At 37.5% G+C, this 18,503-nt stretch carries 16 protein-coding genes; 3 read left to right on the forward strand and 13 right to left on the reverse strand.

The window, feature by feature from the left end:
- The first annotated feature begins 931 nt into the window (after window positions 1–931).
- Window positions 932–1,660, forward strand: a complete 729-nt coding sequence (locus tag AC3II9_RS07285; protein WP_489154387.1) for a CPBP family glutamic-type intramembrane protease — start codon at window positions 932–934, stop codon at window positions 1,658–1,660.
- 62 nt (window positions 1,661–1,722) lie between these two features.
- Window positions 1,723–2,292: a hypothetical protein gene (locus AC3II9_RS07290; RefSeq protein WP_489154389.1), complete on the forward strand. Its 570-nt coding sequence runs from the start codon at window positions 1,723–1,725 to the stop codon at window positions 2,290–2,292.
- A 173-nt stretch (window positions 2,293–2,465) separates the two neighbouring features.
- Here the strand turns inward: AC3II9_RS07290 and AC3II9_RS07295 are convergent, their stop codons facing one another.
- Together AC3II9_RS07295 and AC3II9_RS07300 are read right to left on the reverse strand one after the other, a co-directional pair.
- Window positions 2,466–3,122 carry a zf-HC2 domain-containing protein gene (locus AC3II9_RS07295; RefSeq protein WP_489154391.1) on the reverse strand — a complete coding sequence of 219 codons (657 nt, stop codon included), beginning with the start codon at window positions 3,120–3,122 and terminating at the stop codon, window positions 2,466–2,468.
- Complete coding sequence (locus tag AC3II9_RS07300) at window positions 3,109–3,600, reverse strand: RNA polymerase sigma factor (protein ID WP_489154393.1); 492 nt, start codon at window positions 3,598–3,600, stop codon at window positions 3,109–3,111. Before AC3II9_RS07300 ends, AC3II9_RS07295 begins: the two co-directional genes overlap by 14 nt.
- A gap of 436 nt (window positions 3,601–4,036) precedes the next feature.
- On the opposite strand from AC3II9_RS07300, the gene AC3II9_RS07305 reads away from it, so the two are divergent.
- The gene (locus AC3II9_RS07305; RefSeq protein WP_489154395.1) at window positions 4,037–5,728 is read left to right on the forward strand and encodes a methyl-accepting chemotaxis protein; all 1,692 of its coding nucleotides are present in this window, start codon (window positions 4,037–4,039) and stop codon (window positions 5,726–5,728) included.
- A gap of 250 nt (window positions 5,729–5,978) precedes the next feature.
- On the opposite strand, the gene rlmH is transcribed toward AC3II9_RS07305, so the two are convergent.
- From rlmH to dnaB, 11 genes are all read right to left on the reverse strand, one after another.
- Window positions 5,979–6,458 carry a 23S rRNA (pseudouridine(1915)-N(3))-methyltransferase RlmH gene (rlmH, locus tag AC3II9_RS07310; RefSeq protein ID WP_489154396.1) on the reverse strand — a complete coding sequence of 160 codons (480 nt, stop codon included), beginning with the start codon at window positions 6,456–6,458 and terminating at the stop codon, window positions 5,979–5,981.
- Between the two features lie 90 nt (window positions 6,459–6,548).
- The gene (locus AC3II9_RS07315) at window positions 6,549–6,713 is read right to left on the reverse strand and encodes a CxxH/CxxC protein (RefSeq protein WP_391374498.1); all 165 of its coding nucleotides are present in this window, start codon (window positions 6,711–6,713) and stop codon (window positions 6,549–6,551) included.
- Window positions 6,714–6,866: 153 nt separating this feature from the next.
- The gene (locus AC3II9_RS07320) at window positions 6,867–8,156 is read right to left on the reverse strand and encodes a S1C family serine protease (RefSeq protein WP_489154398.1); all 1,290 of its coding nucleotides are present in this window, start codon (window positions 8,154–8,156) and stop codon (window positions 6,867–6,869) included.
- 124 nt (window positions 8,157–8,280) lie between these two features.
- Window positions 8,281–9,069: an MBL fold metallo-hydrolase gene (locus tag AC3II9_RS07325; protein ID WP_489154400.1), complete on the reverse strand. Its 789-nt coding sequence runs from the start codon at window positions 9,067–9,069 to the stop codon at window positions 8,281–8,283.
- Window positions 9,070–9,082: 13 nt separating this feature from the next.
- On the reverse strand, window positions 9,083–9,904 hold the full coding sequence (locus AC3II9_RS07330) for a two-component system regulatory protein YycI (RefSeq protein WP_489154402.1): 822 nt from the start codon (window positions 9,902–9,904) through the stop codon (window positions 9,083–9,085).
- Complete coding sequence (locus tag AC3II9_RS07335) at window positions 9,891–11,216, reverse strand: YycH family regulatory protein (RefSeq protein WP_489154404.1); 1,326 nt, start codon at window positions 11,214–11,216, stop codon at window positions 9,891–9,893. Before AC3II9_RS07335 ends, AC3II9_RS07330 begins: the two co-directional genes overlap by 14 nt.
- Window positions 11,213–13,051, reverse strand: a complete 1,839-nt coding sequence (gene walK / locus AC3II9_RS07340; RefSeq protein ID WP_489154406.1) for a cell wall metabolism sensor histidine kinase WalK — start codon at window positions 13,049–13,051, stop codon at window positions 11,213–11,215. Before walK ends, AC3II9_RS07335 begins: the two co-directional genes overlap by 4 nt.
- 6 nt (window positions 13,052–13,057) lie before the next feature.
- A complete protein-coding gene (gene yycF / locus AC3II9_RS07345; protein ID WP_391374515.1) occupies window positions 13,058–13,768 on the reverse strand; it encodes a response regulator YycF in 711 nt (236 codons plus the stop codon).
- A gap of 213 nt (window positions 13,769–13,981) precedes the next feature.
- Window positions 13,982–15,442 (reverse strand): peptidoglycan DD-metalloendopeptidase family protein, encoded by a 1,461-nt coding sequence (locus tag AC3II9_RS07350; RefSeq protein ID WP_489154408.1) that lies wholly within the window; start codon window positions 15,440–15,442, stop codon window positions 13,982–13,984.
- Between the two features lie 257 nt (window positions 15,443–15,699).
- On the reverse strand, window positions 15,700–16,986 hold the full coding sequence (locus AC3II9_RS07355) for an adenylosuccinate synthase (RefSeq protein ID WP_489154409.1): 1,287 nt from the start codon (window positions 16,984–16,986) through the stop codon (window positions 15,700–15,702).
- A 148-nt stretch (window positions 16,987–17,134) separates the two neighbouring features.
- Window positions 17,135–18,490, reverse strand: coding sequence for a replicative DNA helicase (dnaB, locus tag AC3II9_RS07360; protein WP_489154411.1), 1,356 nt, complete (start codon window positions 18,488–18,490; stop codon window positions 17,135–17,137).
- Between the last annotated feature and the right edge of the window lie 13 nt (window positions 18,491–18,503).

The following is an 18,503-nucleotide window of genomic DNA, read 5'->3' on the forward strand; positions in this document are numbered from 1 at the left end:
TCTTTCTATGACTGTATAATAGGTTACCATGTCTTTGTTGTTGATACAAATAATGTAAAATATTTTAATTTATTGTTTAATTATCAAAAATCGTGTTTGCTAAATATGGCACAATGTATTCACTGCTCTCCGTTACATATGCTACCTAAAAAGAAAAACCGAGCAAAAAACGTGCCCGGTCCTGTTCAATCTATATCATAATGGAATACGCGGAATGATGATAAATACGAAAAACGATTGAAAAAACATACTAAATCATACAATTTCCCCTCAAAGAATCATCACATTATTCGTAACTGCTCCTCCAAAAAGACGGCTTTTGAAAACAATCGATTTTGACATACAACTTATTCGAAAATAAGTGCCAACTCAGGACTTTTCTTCCCATTTGACACATATTTATGTTTAAATTGTATATCCATTTTGACAATCCGGCGGTTGATTGTTTAAAACGTATTACAGAAAAATATATTCACGCTCGTTGTTATGTCTCATGACTTTATTCTAATTTTGATTCATCTCCAAAAGTCATGGATGAAATGTTGTAAAAGTTATGCCCCAGGAAAATACCGCTCCTGCGCGCTCTCGTAGTTATTTATTTCAAGTTAATAAAAATCATCCTCAAATAATGTTCTAAAGCTGGATTCATTAAAACCTTTAATGATCGATCTGCATTCGACATTACCCATTCAACAAGTGTTCCCACCTAAATATTTTAGATGTTTTGCGCAATAACTTCAGCCGGAGTTTCTACTGTAATAATATTGTGTTGCTGACCGTAATGGATGACTTCCTTAATAATTGATTGAAAAATGTTGAACATCTCTGCTAGTAAATCTCTATACTGCTTGTTTAGAGTTAACAGGTGCATCATATTTTGAGTAAATTAACTAACGGTAAAGTTTAAGTATATAAATTGAAGGAGGTTAAAATGAAACGTTATGATAAGCTGACTTGGTTCCTCATCATTGTATTGCTATCCCGCACCGTTTTTGCAGTCATTGCACAAGGTATTTTTACATTCATTACATTCCTATCGAATCAGCCATTGACTTACTTAGAATCAGGAAGATGGTGGACGGTTTATGGATCTGCTATTGACTTAGGTTGCTTGGCTTTACTGCTTATCGTCTTAAAAAAAAACGGGGGATTCTCGTTTAGGAAAGTAATCGACGTCTCCAAGACTCATTTAAAAAAGGATTTAAAGCAAGCTGTTCTTATATTGATCTTGCTACTGCCTTTAACAATTGCATGGGGTTCACTTATGTCAACACTCATTTTTGGTATCGTATCTGCTCCCATTATTGCAGGACCACTACCTTTATGGGCTGCTTTATACAGCGTACTTATTTGGCCAATAGGCTGGGCAATTATGGAGCAAGTCATTTATATCGGCTATTGCTTGCCAAAATTAGAGAGCATCTTCAAAAGCAAAACTATACCCGTCTTCATCGTCATGTTTTTCTGGGCATTACAGCACGTAGCCCTACCCGTAACGCTTGATTTTGAATATTCCCTTTATCGATTTCTAACGGTTATACCTATGGTTATCATTCCGTTGATTTATCTAAAAACGAGACGACTTTTCCCTTTAATTTTAGTTCATTGTATTGGTGATATGCTGTCTGCCATTTCATTCTATTTTCTACCTACCTTCTAGATTGACTCATTAGCTTAATTCATTGGTATTATGACTTAAATTATTTAAAAAGGGGACAATATATGGATGAAAAATTAATGAAGCTTGGCAACATTACATCTATTCTTTCTGGAATACTTCTTATTATCGCTCATGCTTTGAATTATGGGGCCGGGGCAAATGGAACAATACTAGGAAGTCTAGGCGTTTTTGTAGCTCATTTGTTGCTCGTTTTCACTTTTTTGGGATTGTATATCAGACAAAGCGAACTAACTGGATTATTGGCTTTTTTCGCCATGCTCTTTGGAATTATAGGCACTATTATTGTCACTACTATCGTTTATGTAGAATTGGCTGGTGCTTCAGGTGAAAAAGTCGATTATATCTTTCATACGCCTGTTACAGAACCCTTATATACATTTGGCCCATTACTATTTGTTATAGGAATGATATTGTTAGCTGTTTCTATGATTCGTAGCAAGGTTTTTCATAGTTGGTCAGGTTATCTTCTAGTGATTGGAACCATTGTTTTTTCAGTGGCAAGTATTATAGGAGAGAGCCAAGGGACTATAGAGGTAATCGGTTCTATTTTCACAGGTACGGGGTTTATCTTAGCGGGAATTCCCAAAAATTATCCCCCTGCAGAATTTTAAAAAATGTAAGGGGTTCAGGGGCTTTACACTTTAACTACAAGCTAAAGACCAGTTCAGTTCCATTTTGAACTGGTCCTATTTATTTCAAAAGAACATAAACCCTCATTTACTTAGGTATGATCTATTTTTAATTGAACCTCATAAACAAAACAATCCATATAAAACGAATACCTCTATCTCTCCCAAATTAAAGTCATCTCTTGCAAAAGTTCGTCCCATGTTTGTTCTTTTGTGATGATTAATTTTTCAAGATCAAACTGTCCGTAATATACGGCATCAACAGATTGGCTATCCGGCAACTCAAAACGCTCGGGGCCTATTCTTTCATCCTCTCGTAGGAAATTACTCGTAGGTGAATTAGCTATTGTTTCAGCGTAATAAATTAAGCTAATATTTTTCATTTTCCCATCTATTTCAACCTTCATCGGATGCGTCATATGCGTTCCTGCATGACTTTTCCCAAAATAATTCGAAACCAATGTCCCATCTTGCTGTTGTTCAATCTCAAATAAATCCTTTGAATACGGAATTGGTTTTGTATAGTGAAACACATAAGAAAATACAGCGAAGCACAATAAAGCAGTCGTTAAAACCGATCCACAAATAAGCATGATTTTTTTACGATGCCACTTTTTATTAACCCGTTCAAATAATGTCGCTTTATTTTCAATCGGTACATACACCGCTTTCGTCATTTGTTCGTATTCTTTTTGGCAAGTCCTGCATGTATTTAAATGCTGATTTACAAACGCCTTCGTATCTTCACTCACGACATCATCCACATAAAGGGGTAGCAAATCTTGAATAATTGTACATTTAATTTCCCTCATCTTGTCTCGCCTCCATATGCGCTACTATTTTCTTTTTTGCACGGTAAAATGTTACCCTAGCCCAGCTATCACTTTTACCGAAAAGTCGACCAATTTTTTCAAAAGACAATTCGCCAAATGTGCGCAGTGAAAAGACCTCTTTATAGGGCTCTTCCATCTGGTGTAAATAACTGTGAACCGCAAAAGATTGTTCTTCATCCATTAACTGCTCTACGATTTGAACATCTAGTACGGATTCTTCCATCACCTGATTGATTTGACGTTGCTGCTTTTTGTAATGCGTAAAGTATGTATTTTTCGCAATCGTAAAAAGCCAGGCCCGAATATCCTTTTTCCCATCAAATTGATGAATGGACTTCAATGCTTTAAAAAACGTCTCTTGCGTTATTTCTTCCGCAATATTTTCATCTGCCGACAATGATTTCATATATAAATACACATCATGAAAATACGCTTGATAGATTTCCTCAAAGTCCATATCTTTGCCCCCTTCACTTATATAACTATTGAACTTATATTCCGTTACAAAAAATTTTCATTGCATAAAAAATAGACATATTTATTTTATCTGAATATGCCCACTGAATTTAAATTCAGGAATAAATACCCTTCTTTCCCCTTTCATTTGCAAGCCTTCCCTTTAACTAAAATTGCACATTTTTGTATAATACGTTGCTATTTTTACTAAATTTGTTACAATATCTATGATTATAGTTACAAAACAAAGAAAATATAATCAAAACTAAGGATACAGGGCTATATGATTAAATTCCCATAATTGGAGTCCAGTTATTCAAAGTGAACACGAGAAAAACCCAACGCATACAATAAAAATTTGTTGTACTTGTAGTAAAGTATTGTAGCCATTTTGAACAACCATCAAATATCAACTATAAGAAATTGGAGTGTGAGAATTGAAGCAACAATTTAATTTCAAAAGTATAAAAACGAAAATATTATTTGGGTTTTCATTGATTATTTTAATTATCGTTTTATTTGGCGTTTATAATTATTCTGTCATCAAGAAGAATAATGAGGCAGCTAAAAATATTGTAGAAAAAGAGCTTCCACTATTAATTGCCAATGAGCAAATGGCGAGAACAATGGCTAATCGAATCTCAACGGCCCGTGGTTATGTGTTATACGGTGGCGACTATAAAGACCGATTTAACCAGTATACAGAAGAGGGTAAGCGTAATGAAGCAATTGTTAGAGAGATTGGCGCTTCCAAGGAATTTGACAACCTTATTCAAAAGACTATTGAGTGGCGAACGTTTGTAGCAAAAGAAGTATTCGAAGAGTATGACAAAGGAAATAAAGAATTGGCTCGCCAAAATCTAGCAGAAAAAGACCTCGTTGTACGTAAAATAATGGCTGGATATGAAGAGTTAGCAAGTAAAAGTCGCGATTCAATTAATGAGGCAGAGAGAGCAATTGTGGCAAATGGAAAAAGGACATTATTAATAGCTACCATAGTAACCATTTTAGTTATATTGGTTAGTTTAGCTGCTGCACTAATTACTTCCAATATCATTGCAACACCCCTTATAAAAGTGATGGAGCGAATGAAGTTAATGGCAAGTGGGGATATCAGCAAAGAACCACTAGAAACAAAATCACAAGATGAGGTAGGCCAGCTTGTGATGGCAACAAACGAAATGAGTAGTAATATTCGTATATTACTAAGTGAAATAAATGTCGTCTCTGAATCCATCACAAGTCAAAGTGAAGAGTTAGCCCAATCAGCCAATGAAGTGAACGCTGGTTCTCAACAAATTGCGACTACTATGCACGATTTAGCTGCTGGTACAGAAGCAGAAGCCAAAAATGCAAGCGAGCTGGCTTCCATTATGGGATCATTTTCAACTACAGTTCAAGATGCTAATGCAAATGGGGAACAAATTCAAAAAGCTGCAATTGAAGTGTTACAAATGACGAATGAGGGCAGTAATTTAATGGAATCCTCTAACCAGCAGATGGTTAAGATAGATCACATCGTACATGATGCCGTTCAAAAAGTACAGGGGTTAGATAGCAAGTCTCAAGAAATATCAAAATTGGTTTCTGTTATTCAGGACATTGCTGATCAAACAAATCTCCTCGCATTAAATGCAGCAATTGAAGCTGCAAGAGCTGGCGAACATGGTCGAGGTTTTGCCATTGTTGCAGATGAAGTTAGAAAGCTCGCTGAACAAGTTTCTACATCTGTCGTAGATATTACTGACATTATCGCTGGTATACAAAATGAATCCAGTTCGGTAACACAATCGTTACAAAATGGCTATACGGAAGTTCAACAAGGAACAAGTCAAATTCAAACGACTCAAGAAACCTTTGTTAAAATAAGCGCATCTGTAACAGATATGACGAACAGCATCAAAATAGTAGCAGAAAACTTAGCTAGTATAGCATCAGACAGTAACATCATGAATGGTTCTATCTCAGAAATCGCAGCTATTTCTGAAGAATCCGCTGCAGGAGTCGAACAAACTTCCGCCTCGTCTCAACAAATAAATAGCTCCATGGAGGAAGTAGCTAATAATTCAGACGAACTTGCCAAATTAGCTGAAAAACTAAATGGATTGGTTCATCAATTTAAGCTGTAGATGCATGATCAAGTAGCTATAAAACAGATATGTACAAATTTTTTTATGATTAACACCAAAAAACAAATAGACTGCCTCACCATTGTTAGACATATCTATCAATTGGTGGGGCAGTTTCTTATTGTTAAATATAATTTATAACGAAAATTAGTTACTATTTATACATTCACAAACTTGGCATTACCGCTTTCTTACTACCATAATAGAATTCACTTCTTCCACATTAAAATGGACGCCTAATGTATTACGTTTATTTATGATACGGTTCCCCCTTAATAATCCTAAAGCTCCGATAAATCTGTTCGACCAACACAAGCTTCATTAGTTGGTGGGGAAGGGTCATTTTGCCGAAGCATAGTTTTTCGTCGGCGCGTTTTAATATATCGTCATGTAGACCTAGTGAGCCGCCGATGATGAAGGCGACTTTGCTTTTGCCGTATGTCATGAGTGCATCGAGATCGGCTGCCATTTGCTCGCTCGTTTTCATTTTGCCATCTAACGCAAGTGCGATGACATATGTACCGTCATTGACTTTTGCTAAAATACGCTCGCCTTCCTTTTTCTTTACCTGCTCCATTTCTGCATCTGATAATTGCTCGGGTGCCTTCTCGTCTGGCACTTCTACAAAATCGAGTTTCGCATAGCTAGAAAGACGTTTCGCATATTCATCAATTCCCATTTTTAAATACTTCTCTTTTAATTTTCCAACTGATATGATGGTAATATTCACAACTTATCCACCTTTACATTTCATTTACAAACAAGTTATCCACAAAAGTTATCCACATATCCACAGTCTTTTTCTATATATTGTGTAAAGTTATTTACTTGATACAATATATGTTGCATGCTCTTCACAGTAAGCACATTTTGTGGATAACTTTTCCGCATCTAATATTTTTTCCATAATTGGAAAGTCTTCGGTCTCTGCTACGAACATGTCTAACGCATGATCTATATGGGTTTCACAGCTATATTTTTTCATTATTTTCTTCCTCCAATAGTTTGAAATTTCCACAAACTTATTCACAATTTTCTTGGAATTATCCACAACCATTGTAACAAACAAAAAACAAGTAGGAAAGAAAAGCCTTTCTTTCACTACTTGCTGTGAAAAGTTTTATTCAGTTATCCACAGTTATGTCGTACTTTCTTTTAATACTAAGTTTAATTCAACTACTTTTCCTGCACGATATACTTTGACACTTAATGTATCGCCAATGCTTGTTTTTGTATATAAGTGCTGGCGAAGATCGATGCTGTTTTCAATTGGCTGGCCGTCCATTTCAAAAATGACATCATATTGTTTCATACCCGCTTGATCGGCTGCAGAGCCTTCTACCACTTCAGCGACAACTACACCTGTTGTAATCCCTTCAGGTAATTGTAATGTTTGCGCTTGATAAAATGCTGGCACATCGGTTAAATCCATTAATGAAATCCCCATTGCTGGACGTTTTACTTGGCCATTTGTTTCAAGCTGCTGAATTACTGGTATGACCGTGTTAATTGGAATAGCAAATCCTAAACCTTCAACCGATTCTGCTGCAATTTTCATGGAGTTAATACCGATTAAATCGCCATTAATATTCACCAAGGCACCACCTGAGTTACCCCCGTTAATGGCTGCATCTGTCTGCAGTACTTCAGATTGCCAGTCTTCTGTACCATCACCATTTAAGTCAACTGGTACTGCGCGGTCTGTCCCTGAAATGACACCTACCGTTACCGAACCATAAAAGTCTAAACCAAGCGGATTCCCGATAGCGATTACTGTTTCCCCTTGTTTTAATACATCAGAATCACCAAATTTTGCGATGGTTTTAATACCATCTGCTTTCACTTTAATGACCGCTAAATCGGTCCAAATGTCGCCTCCAACTAACGTTGCTTCTTTTTTCGAGCCATCTGCCAATGTAATTTCTAGCTTTTCTGCCTTTTCAATCACATGGTAGTTTGTCACGATAAAGGCTTCGCCATTTTCAATTTTATAAATCACACCAGAACCTGTCCCTGCTTCTTGAAGTTCGCCTTCTTCTTGTTGATTTTGTTGTATACCGCCTTGTCCAAACCAGAAGCCACCTACTTTATTTTGGACAATTTGATAGTTCGAAATACCGACAACCGCTTCAGATACTTTCTCAACGGCTGTTGTAATATCCGTTGTGACAACAGTAGCCGTTTGTTCTGTTCCTACTTGTTCCTGTGTCTCAGTCGTTGTTCCTGGTAATTGATTTGCAAGCGATGGCAGTAGTAACCACATAAGTAAAGCACCAACGACGATCCCTGATAAGCTACTCATAAAATAGCCTGCTTTACTGCCATTCTTTCTTTTCATTGCTCGTTTATTTCGTTCCTCTTCTTCCCGCTTTAATCGTTCTTGTAGAGGTGTCAATTGTGTATCAGATTGTTCGTGATGATCATTCATCTTTGTTGTCCCCCTTTTTTATATTGTGTACTTATAAATTACACAAAAAACATTAAAATTACATGAAAATTTTTTAAAACTCCATTAAAAATGCCTTACGCGAAAATTGCGTAAGGCATTGGATTTATACTGTCACAAGCTTTGTCGGCTCGTCTGCATCTGTATCATGGAGATGTAAAAACTCCCCTTCAATAATACCGCATGACTGCAATGTTTGGGTTACGCTCATACGTGCCAACTCTTTCATATTATTATCTTTACTTAAATGGGATAAATACATTTGCGTTGGCTTTTCAAACACCACTTCACTCATTGCCACTGCTGCATCCTCATTGGATACATGTCCCACATCGGATAAAATACGTCGTTTAATGCTCCACGGATAGCGCCCCATTTGTAGCATTCCTACATCATGATTGCTTTCAAATACGAATGCATCTGCTCCACGTATATGCCCTTTCATGCGATCACTCACATAGCCAGTGTCTGTCATCACGGCGAGCTTGCGGTCATTTTCATGAAAAACATAAAACATGGGGTCTGCTGCATCATGTGAAACAGCGAATGATTGAATAGACAACGACCCAAACGATTTTGTCGTTTCCATATCAAATTGGAAGCGTAAATCGGTTGGAATGTTCCCAATGAGCCCGTCCATCGCTTCCCATGTTTTAGCATTAGCAAACACCGGAATATTATACTTTCGTGCCACAACGCCAAGTCCTTTTATATGATCGCTATGTTCATGCGTCACAAGTAAGCCCGTTAGCTTTTTCATATCACGGTCAATTTTTGAAAAGAGCTCCTCCATCTTTTTACCGCTTAAGCCGACATCCACTAAAAAGGCATGCTCATCATTTTCTACATATACAGCATTACCTGTACTGCCACTAGCTAAAACACTAAATCGCATCATTGAAACTCCTTTATTCTTCTACTACCTCTTCTATATCTGGTTTAAATTCAATTACTTTCCCTTGAATTGCATTGACAAAATATTGTTCCTCTTCACCTTCAGCTGTTCGTACACGTACTTCCCATGTAGGGGTAAATACTTGTGTTTGGGTTAACTGCATTAACGTGGAATAGCCTAATCTCATCGAGGCAATATGTGAATCGGTTTTCAATAAATTTTTTGTATACAACACGCGCAGTATTTGTAACGGCGATAAAATCCCTTTTTGTTGCTCAATTACTTCTACTTTCTCAAACATCGATTGCTCATACATAAACACTTCGCCATTTGTATTCCAATGAATTTTAACATAACCGTTTTTACTGTATTTATTGTGGTATAAGATGTATTCATTAAAACGTTGAGAAAATGTGGCCGTGCGTAATTCTTCATTAATCTCCCATAGTTCAAATGAAGTCCCTTCATACACATACTGTCTTACAAAATCCTTTAACGTAGTCGGCTGCTTTGTACTAATTAATTTAATCGGTTCTTTAAATGTGACGACTAATTCACTGTCACTAATCAGTTGATATTGTTGATTATTATTCGTAGGAAGTTCATCTAACGAATAGGTTTTGACTTTAGCGGATATATACTGTGCTTTCTCGATATTATTCGGTAGCCCTGCATATGTAATCCCCTCTTCCTTTAATCGTTCTTCAATATCGTTTTGTCCTAATGGTTGTACTTTTTGCGCTTCGCTATAGGCCTTTAAATATTGTGAATACAAAAAGATATTTAAAATTAGAAAGACACCAATGAATATAGATTTTGTTTTATTCCAATCCATATTCATCACCTCCAGCCCATTCTGTCGTAAGGCGTGTCCAACTATTACCTGTTATAGCAAACCAGCTTGGTTCCAAAATATATAAATCCGAATTTTCACCTTGTCTTAAATAATAGCCAATGACAAGATCATCCACTTTTGCGAGATCAAGCTCTGTATGCTGATTAATATGAGCCACAATATCAGGACCAGAAGCGAGTTCCTTAATCGCTTTGACCGCTGTAATGTCTATATCAAGTGAATAAGATGGACGACGATAACGGTAAATCCGTTGCTCTCCCCATGTTGTAGAAATACGTGTTAAGACATTCCCACTAAATACAGGGTAACCTTGTAAAAATAGCTGATATTCTATGAAATGCTTTTGCAAATTCATCGTTGCTAAACGATAATCCCCGGTAAAACCACCATGCTCATTCACAAAAGCAAATGTATCTTGTACTAAACGGTAAGGTTCAATGGCTGCAATGCTTTCTGCTGCCGGGTCTACATAGTTCATTATTTTTGTATCTGTATCGAGCGTTAACAGGGACATAATATCTGTGTACTTTTCCTGCGAACCTTCTACGTTTTTTTGTACGATGCTTGTATCTTCAAATAATACTTCTTTTAATAAATCGGACGAAAAATTATTAACAAAGTACGTATACTGTATCAATTCTAATGGATCTACTACTGTATAGAGAGACAGTTGATGTTCACGAGCCAACTCTCTGTATGGTAAGTAATTTTGGGCTTGCCCAACGAATAGCTCTTTAAATTCCTCTGTATTCGCAATCGTTATATCTACACGATAAACCGTTTCATTACTTGTGCTTACAAAGAATACCTGTACTTGCCGATTATCCTCAACTGTATTCCAGTCAATCATGAGTCGATTAAATGTCGCATCGTGGAACTCTGTATCCTCTATCGGAATGATTTCTTGAAATGCTTGTATTGGTATATCGATTTGGAAAAACATCGTCATACGATTTTGGATACGTATCATTTCATTTGTTTTTTCATTCGATAAATTGGCATTCAGTAGTGTAAAGTTTTTAGCTTGCAACTCGTTGAAATGGTCCATAATTGCATCAATTGCTACTGTTGAGCTTGTGCCATAAAAGCCTTCCTGTGTTGAGAAAAGCATACGATATGGCTTCATCACATCGGATAGGTTCTTTTTATCGCCCATTAAAGTATAATCCGTCTGCGGGACTTCCGTAAACGGATATTCAGGTTTATAGCTCCACGTCATAAATGTAAGCATCAGGCTCATGAGAACAAGAAATAATAATATAAACGATTTAATCGGTTCTATATATTTCATTCCCAATCCCCCGCTTCGTCTAGTTCATAAGGTAATGTGAAGAAAACCGTTGTTCCTACACCTTCTTCACTTTCTGCCCATATTTTTCCGCCGTGCGCTTCAATCATTTCACGCGCAATCGCTAAACCTAAACCTGTCCCACCCATCGAACGGGCACGCGCACGGTCTACTCGGTAAAAACGATCAAAAATACGTCCAACATTTTCTTTTGGAATCCCCATACCATCATCGGAAATCATCACTTTTAACATATTGTCATGTACTGTAAATCCGAAGCGGATATTCCCACCGTCCGGTGAATATTTCAGTGCATTTGAAATAATATTATCGATAACTTGTGTTAATTTATCTGTATCCACTTCCACGAAATAGCTCGTCTCTGGCAATAAACGAATAAACTCTACATTTTGCGATTTTGACATTTCAAAACGTTCAATAATGCGTTCAAAGAATTTATTAAACTCTACAAATTCACAATCTAATTCATATTCTTGGCTATCCATTTTCGATAGCTGCAATAAATCATTGACTAAACGAATCATGCGCTCTGTTTCTGTCTGTGTGACATTTAAGAAGTGAGGCGCAATGTTTTCATCTTTCCATGCACCATCTGCTAAAGCCTCTAAATAGCTGCGCATCGTTGTTAATGGTGTACGAAGCTCATGCGATACGTTCGCTACAAATTCACGGCGCTCCATATCGATTTTTTCTTGCTCTGTAATATCATGCAATACTGTAATGAGACCATTTACAAAGCCGGTTTCCTTTTGAATGACCGAAAAGTTTGCCCGTAAAATATACGGCACATCCAATGTACTAAAGTTCAAGTTCATAGGTTCTTTCATATAAATTAAATCTTCAAAACTATAATCTTGATCTATGCCTAGCACAGAAGCAATCGGACGATTTAGCGTCGTTTCACGTGTAACATGTAACATGCTCATTGCTGGATCATTAATTAAAATGATGCGTCCCTTTCGATCGGTTGCAATTACACCATCTGTCATGTTACTCAGAACGCTTGCCAATTTACGACGTTCCGCTTCTGTTGTCGATTGCGATTCTTGCAAACGATTCGTTAAGTTATTAAATGCAATGGCTAGCTGCCCAATTTCATCTGTCCCATACACGCGCACTTTTCGCGAGAAATTTCCTTTTGACATCGCCTGTGCCTGGCGACGCATATCTGAAATCGGCCGTGTAATCGTGCGTGCTACTAAAATCCCTAAAATAATCGTAATGATGAGTGACATAGCTGTACCCGCTGCAAAAATGCGGTTAATCTCATTTAATTGCACGAATATTTTTTCAATATCTGATTCAATATAAATAGCCCCAAGGACTTCTCCATTTGGGCCAACTGTAGCTAAAATGGGTGTTGCTAATGCCCATACTCGGTTTCGATTTTCTGGATCAAGTGCAATCTTTTCACTAGGCGTTTGAGATGAAATAGCGGTACGTATGATATCCTCATTCGATTTCTGCCCTACTAGCGATTGGTTGTTTGAATCAGATGTGGCCAAAATACGGTTGCGATGATCGATTACACGAATTTCCTTTATATCTCCGGTTGAAAACTCTTGTAAAATAATCCCTAAACTTGCTTCTAGTGTAGGCATCGTCGTGTCATCACGTTCTTTTAAAATTTCTTCACGAATGCTGTATTGTACTAAATCAATGCGTTGTATTATAGATTGTTGGAAGCTATCCTTTAAATTTTGTTCTAATTCCCTCGAGAAATAAAGACCAATAATTTGGAGCGCAATAATAATTAATAAAATATAAATGAATACCAGCTTTACGTGAATCGATTTAAAGAAGCTTACTTTTTGCATGTAGTTCTACTCCTGTTCAGGATTTCGTAAATAATACCCTACACCTCGTCTTGTGACAATCCATGTGGGATGACTTGGGTTATCCTCAATTTTCTCACGCAGTCGGCGAATTGTAACGTCTACTGTACGTACATCACCAAAATAGTCATAACCCCATACGGTTTGTAATAAATGCTCACGTGTCATTACTTGTCCAATATGTTTGGCTAAATAGTGTAGTAGTTCAAATTCCCGGTGTGTTAATTCAATCGCTTCACCACGCTTTAATACTAAATAAGCATCTGGTTGGATTGTTAAAGAGCCAATCGTAATATTATTCGATTCTTCTGTTGGTTCTTCCACTTGTGCTGTAACATTTAAACGACGCATATTCGCTTTCACACGTGCAATCAATTCACGTGTACTAAATGGTTTTGTGACGTAATCATCTGCTCCCATTTCAAGGCCAAGTACTTTATCAATTTCAGAACCTTTAGCGGTTAACATAATAATGGGAAAATCGTATTTTTTACGAACTTCACGACATACTTCCATCCCATCTCGTTTCGGTAACATAATATCTAAAAGCATTAAATCAGGTTGCTGTTCTTCTATCTTTGCAAGAGCCTCTTCACCATCATAAGCACAAATAACTGTATATCCTTCTTTAATTAAATTAAATTGTAAAATATCTGCGATTGGCTTCTCGTCATCAACAACTAAAATCGTTTTATTCATATATAAATCTCCCTTTCGCATTAGAAATAACTATTCTATTTCTTACTCTAACACGCTTTTCTGTTCCATGCATCAAACACGTGCAAGTCATGTATTATTTCCTGAGAAATAGTAGTGCCTTAAATAAAAAGAAGGGCGGCCAGAAAGTGATCACTTTCTGGCCCCCTTACTCCTTGATCAATATTGCTCCTACGGTGGTCGCCCAAACTATAATTATTTTAATACAGATAGCGGATTAATGAGTGCTCCATTTTGCTGCACTTCAAAGTGTAAATGTGTACCTGTTGAATTGCCTGTTGAGCCCATAACCCCTATTTTCGAACCTTGTTCTACCACTTGACCAACTGATACATCAATGGAAGAAAGATGAGCATAAACGGTTTCATAACCGTTATTATGGTTAATCGTTATTTTATTACCGTATGTACCATCCCAACCTGTAAACGTGACAACGCCATTATCAGTTGCTTTAATTGTGTAATTCGATGGACGTGCAATATCAATTCCGCGGTGGTATGCTCCCCAACGTTCGCCCATATGACTTGAAATATAGCCGCCTACTGTTGGCCATGCAAATGAACCTGTACCGCGAGATGGGATTACTTTCGTGCCAATGACTTCGATCGTATTTACCGGTTCTGCTACTACTACTTCATTTGTCACTTGCTTATCTGTTCGAACACCATTTTCAGAAGTAATCGTATAAAGCACTTCTTTTTGACCTGCTTTACCTTCTTGCTTTACTTTTGACTCCCCTTTTAACATAGTGGAGTCTTCTTCTGTGATTTTTTGGAATTCAATTGCTTCTACTTTGAACTTCTCCATTACTACTTTTACTGTTACAAAAGGTTTTGATACAGTGACATTTAACGGTTGTCCAATTTTTAACAGCTCTGTTTCGGACACCTCTGGATTTAAAGCTAGTAATTCTTTTAATTTTAATCCGTGTTTTTTCGCGATAGAACCTAATACATCGCCTTGTTGTACTTCATATACTTCTTTTTCTAGTGCACCTGATTGTAATAGTTGTACTGCTTGTTCAGGTGTAATAATGTCTGCTGGATTTACTTTTGCTGCTTCCCCTGTTACATCTTCTACTAGAGAAAGTTCTACTACACGTGTTTGATTGTCTTCTGTTAATGCTACTGGTTCCGTAACATTAGGATTATTCAATGCATCTAACTCTTGTTGAGATATGTATTGAAGTTTTAATAAATTCATTGCTTGTTCATACTCGCTAGCATCTTTTAAGTAGGCAACACGCTCACCATTTACTAGTAGTGCATATGCATCTGCTTCTACAGCGATAGAGTTTACTAGTTTTTCAATTGTCTCTGCTTCATTTACATTAGCTGTAAATACTTGTTCAGGCATAATGGTAATATTTGAACCAGCCTCAATAGAAAGCTCTTGGTACCTAGTACTCGCTTCTTGTTTTTTCTGTGTAATGAGCTCATCGATTGTTTCTTTATTCGATACAGCACCGATATACGCATCGCCATTATAAATATGATAAATTTTATCGAATTTTTCTTTCTGATCTTCTTTTGCGAAACCGAGATTGAACGTTACAGTTGAGAGTAAAGCAGCGACAACGATAATTTTCACACCGTTCGCTTTACAACGTTCTAAAAAGCTTTTTTGGCCGGATTCCGCACTTTCTTTAAAACCCATGATAAAGCCCCTTCCAACATTCTATCCTATCTATGTAGAAAATAGTTTTTAAAAATTCATACTAATATACTGTAACACATCCCATTTTTAGATTGAAGGCATATTGTTTTTTGTAATGAAATTGTATTATTTCTGAAAAACTTTTCTTTTTCCAACTAAAATTTGGTATTTTATGTTGTTTTTATAAAAGACGAGATTCTACCAAAGGCAAATAAAAAACTTCTAGAAGTAGTGTCACCTCTAGAAGCTCGTTGTGATTAGTCCCAAATTGTATTCACAACATTTGTCTGTTCACGTGCTGGACCAACAGAAAATGTCATGAGCTGTATACCCGTTAACGCAACAATACGTTCCACGTAACGACGCGCATTTTCTGGTAATTCTTCTAACGAACGAACCCCTGTAATATCCTCACTCCAACCTGGTAGTTCCTCATAGACTGGCTTACATTGTTCAATCATATGTAAGTTCGCAGGATATTCTGTAATGAGTTCACCGTTATATTCATAGGCAGTACAAATTTTTACCGTTTCTAAACCGGATAATACATCAATCGAGTTTAACGCTAAATCCGTAATACCGGATACGCGGCGAGAATGTCGTACTACTACTGAGTCAAACCAACCAACACGACGCGGGCGGCCTGTTGTTGTCCCATATTCACGACCTACCTCACGAATATGATGACCTGTCTCATCAAATAATTCTGTTGGGAATGGACCATCTCCGACACGTGATGTATATGCTTTACATACACCGACAACACGCGATACTTTGGATGGACCAACACCCGCACCAATCGCTACTCCACCTGCTACAGGATTAGATGAAGTAACAAATGGATATGTCCCTTGATCGATATCTAACATTACACCTTGGGCACCTTCAAATAATACACGACCACCTTGATCTAATACATCGTTCAAAATTTTGGATGTATCTGTTACATATTGGGCAATTTCTTGTCCGTAACGATAATACTCTTCGAAAATTTCTTCAAATGGAATGCCTTCTACCTCATAGAATTTTTCAAATAGCTTATTTTTTAAGGCTACATTTGCGCGTAGCTTTTGTTCAAATATTTCTTTATCTAATAAGTCTGCTACACGGATGCCGATACGTGCCACTTTATCTTGATAGCAAGGGCCAATGCCTTTACACGTTGTACCGATTCTTTGATCACCGCGCGCCGCTTCTTCTATTTTATCTTGATGGATATGGTAAGGGAGGATAATATGTGCACGATTTGAAATACGCAAATTGGAGGTATCAACCCCTCGTGCATGTAAACCTTGAAGCTCTGTTACAATTGATTTCGGATTAATGACTAATCCATTTCCAATGACTGAGGTTTTGTCTCGATAGAAAATGCCTGATGGAATAAGATGTAGCTTATATGTTTCGCCGTCAAATTTAATCGTATGACCTGCATTATCTCCGCCCGCAAATCGAGCAATAATATCTGCTTTTTTAGAGAGGAAATCAGTAATTTTCCCTTTTCCTTCGTCTCCCCATTGTGTACCTACAACAACAATTGATGACATACTTGCACCTCCAAAGACAATTATTCGTACTTTAACGAACATTCTTATTCTAACAGGCTTTTTTTTATGCCGTCAACAATAAAACACGAACATTAACACCTATGTGAGGTTATTAATATTCGTGTCTATCAAATTTATACTATAAAACTTATTCTGGCGGTGGTTGAATTTGTGACCAATCCACATCTAAGAATTTATTGTATTCTTTCTTAAACGCAAGCGTCACGGTACCCGTTGGACCGTTACGTTGCTTTGCCAAAATAATCTCAATCTGGTTTTTACTTTCAGACTCTTTATCATAATAATCGTCACGGTATAAGAACGCAACGATGTCAGCATCTTGCTCAATACTTCCCGACTCACGTAAGTCACTCATCATCGGTCGTTTATCTTGACGTTGCTCTACCCCGCGAGATAGCTGTGATAATGCAATAACAGGTACTTTTAACTCACGCGCTAATCCCTTTAAGGAACGGGAAATTTCGGATACTTCCTGTTGACGGTTCTCTCCCGGCTTGCCGCTCCCTTGAATGAGCTGTAAGTAGTCGATTAAAATCATCCCTAACCCATGCTCTTGTGCTAAACGACGGCATTTAGCTCGGATTTCATTGACACGTACACCTGGCGTATCATCGATGTAAATACCTGAATTAGAGAGACTTCCCATCGCGATGGTAAGTTTGCGCCAGTCTTCTTCTTGCAAAGCTCCTGTTCGTAACACTTGTGCATCAATATTCCCTTCCGCACATAGCATACGCATCACAAGTTGATCTGCGCCCATCTCCAGTGAGAAAATCGCTACATTTTCACGTGCCTTTACGGCAACACTTTGCGCAATGTTTAAGGCAAAGGCAGTTTTCCCTACAGAAGGACGAGCGGCTACAATAATTAAATCATTACGTTGGAACCCTGCTGTAATTCGATCTAAATCACGGAAGCCCGTCGGAATGCCCGTCACATCCCCCTCGCGTGATTGTAACTGTTCAATATTGTCATACGTTTGCACGAGTACGTCTTTTACATGCTTAAAATCACCCGCATTTTTACGATTGGCAACTTCCATCATCTTCTTTTCAGCTTCTGATAAAAGCGCCTCAACCTCGTCCTCCCGTGTATAACCGTCCTCTACAATTTTTGTAGCTGTACGGATTAAACGTCGAAGCAATGCTTTTTCTTCAACGATTTTTGCATAATGTGCAATATTCGCGGCTGTCGGTACCGCATTCGCAAGCTCTGATAAATAAGAGAGCCCACCTACATCCTCAATCTCTTTTTTAGCAGAAAGCTCTTCTGTGACTGTTACAACATCTATCGCCTTTCCTTGATCGCTTAAGTTAATCATCGTCTGGAAAATTTTCTGATGAGCAGTACGATAGAAGTCATCTGGCATTAAAATTTCAGACGCTGTAATCAATGCTTGAGGCTCAAGGAAGATAGCACCGATAACCGATTGCTCTGCTTCATGGTTATGCGGTGGAACGCGTTCCATCATGGATTCGTTCATTGTTGTATGCTCC

The organism is Lysinibacillus sp. RU7, from assembly GCF_057837305.1.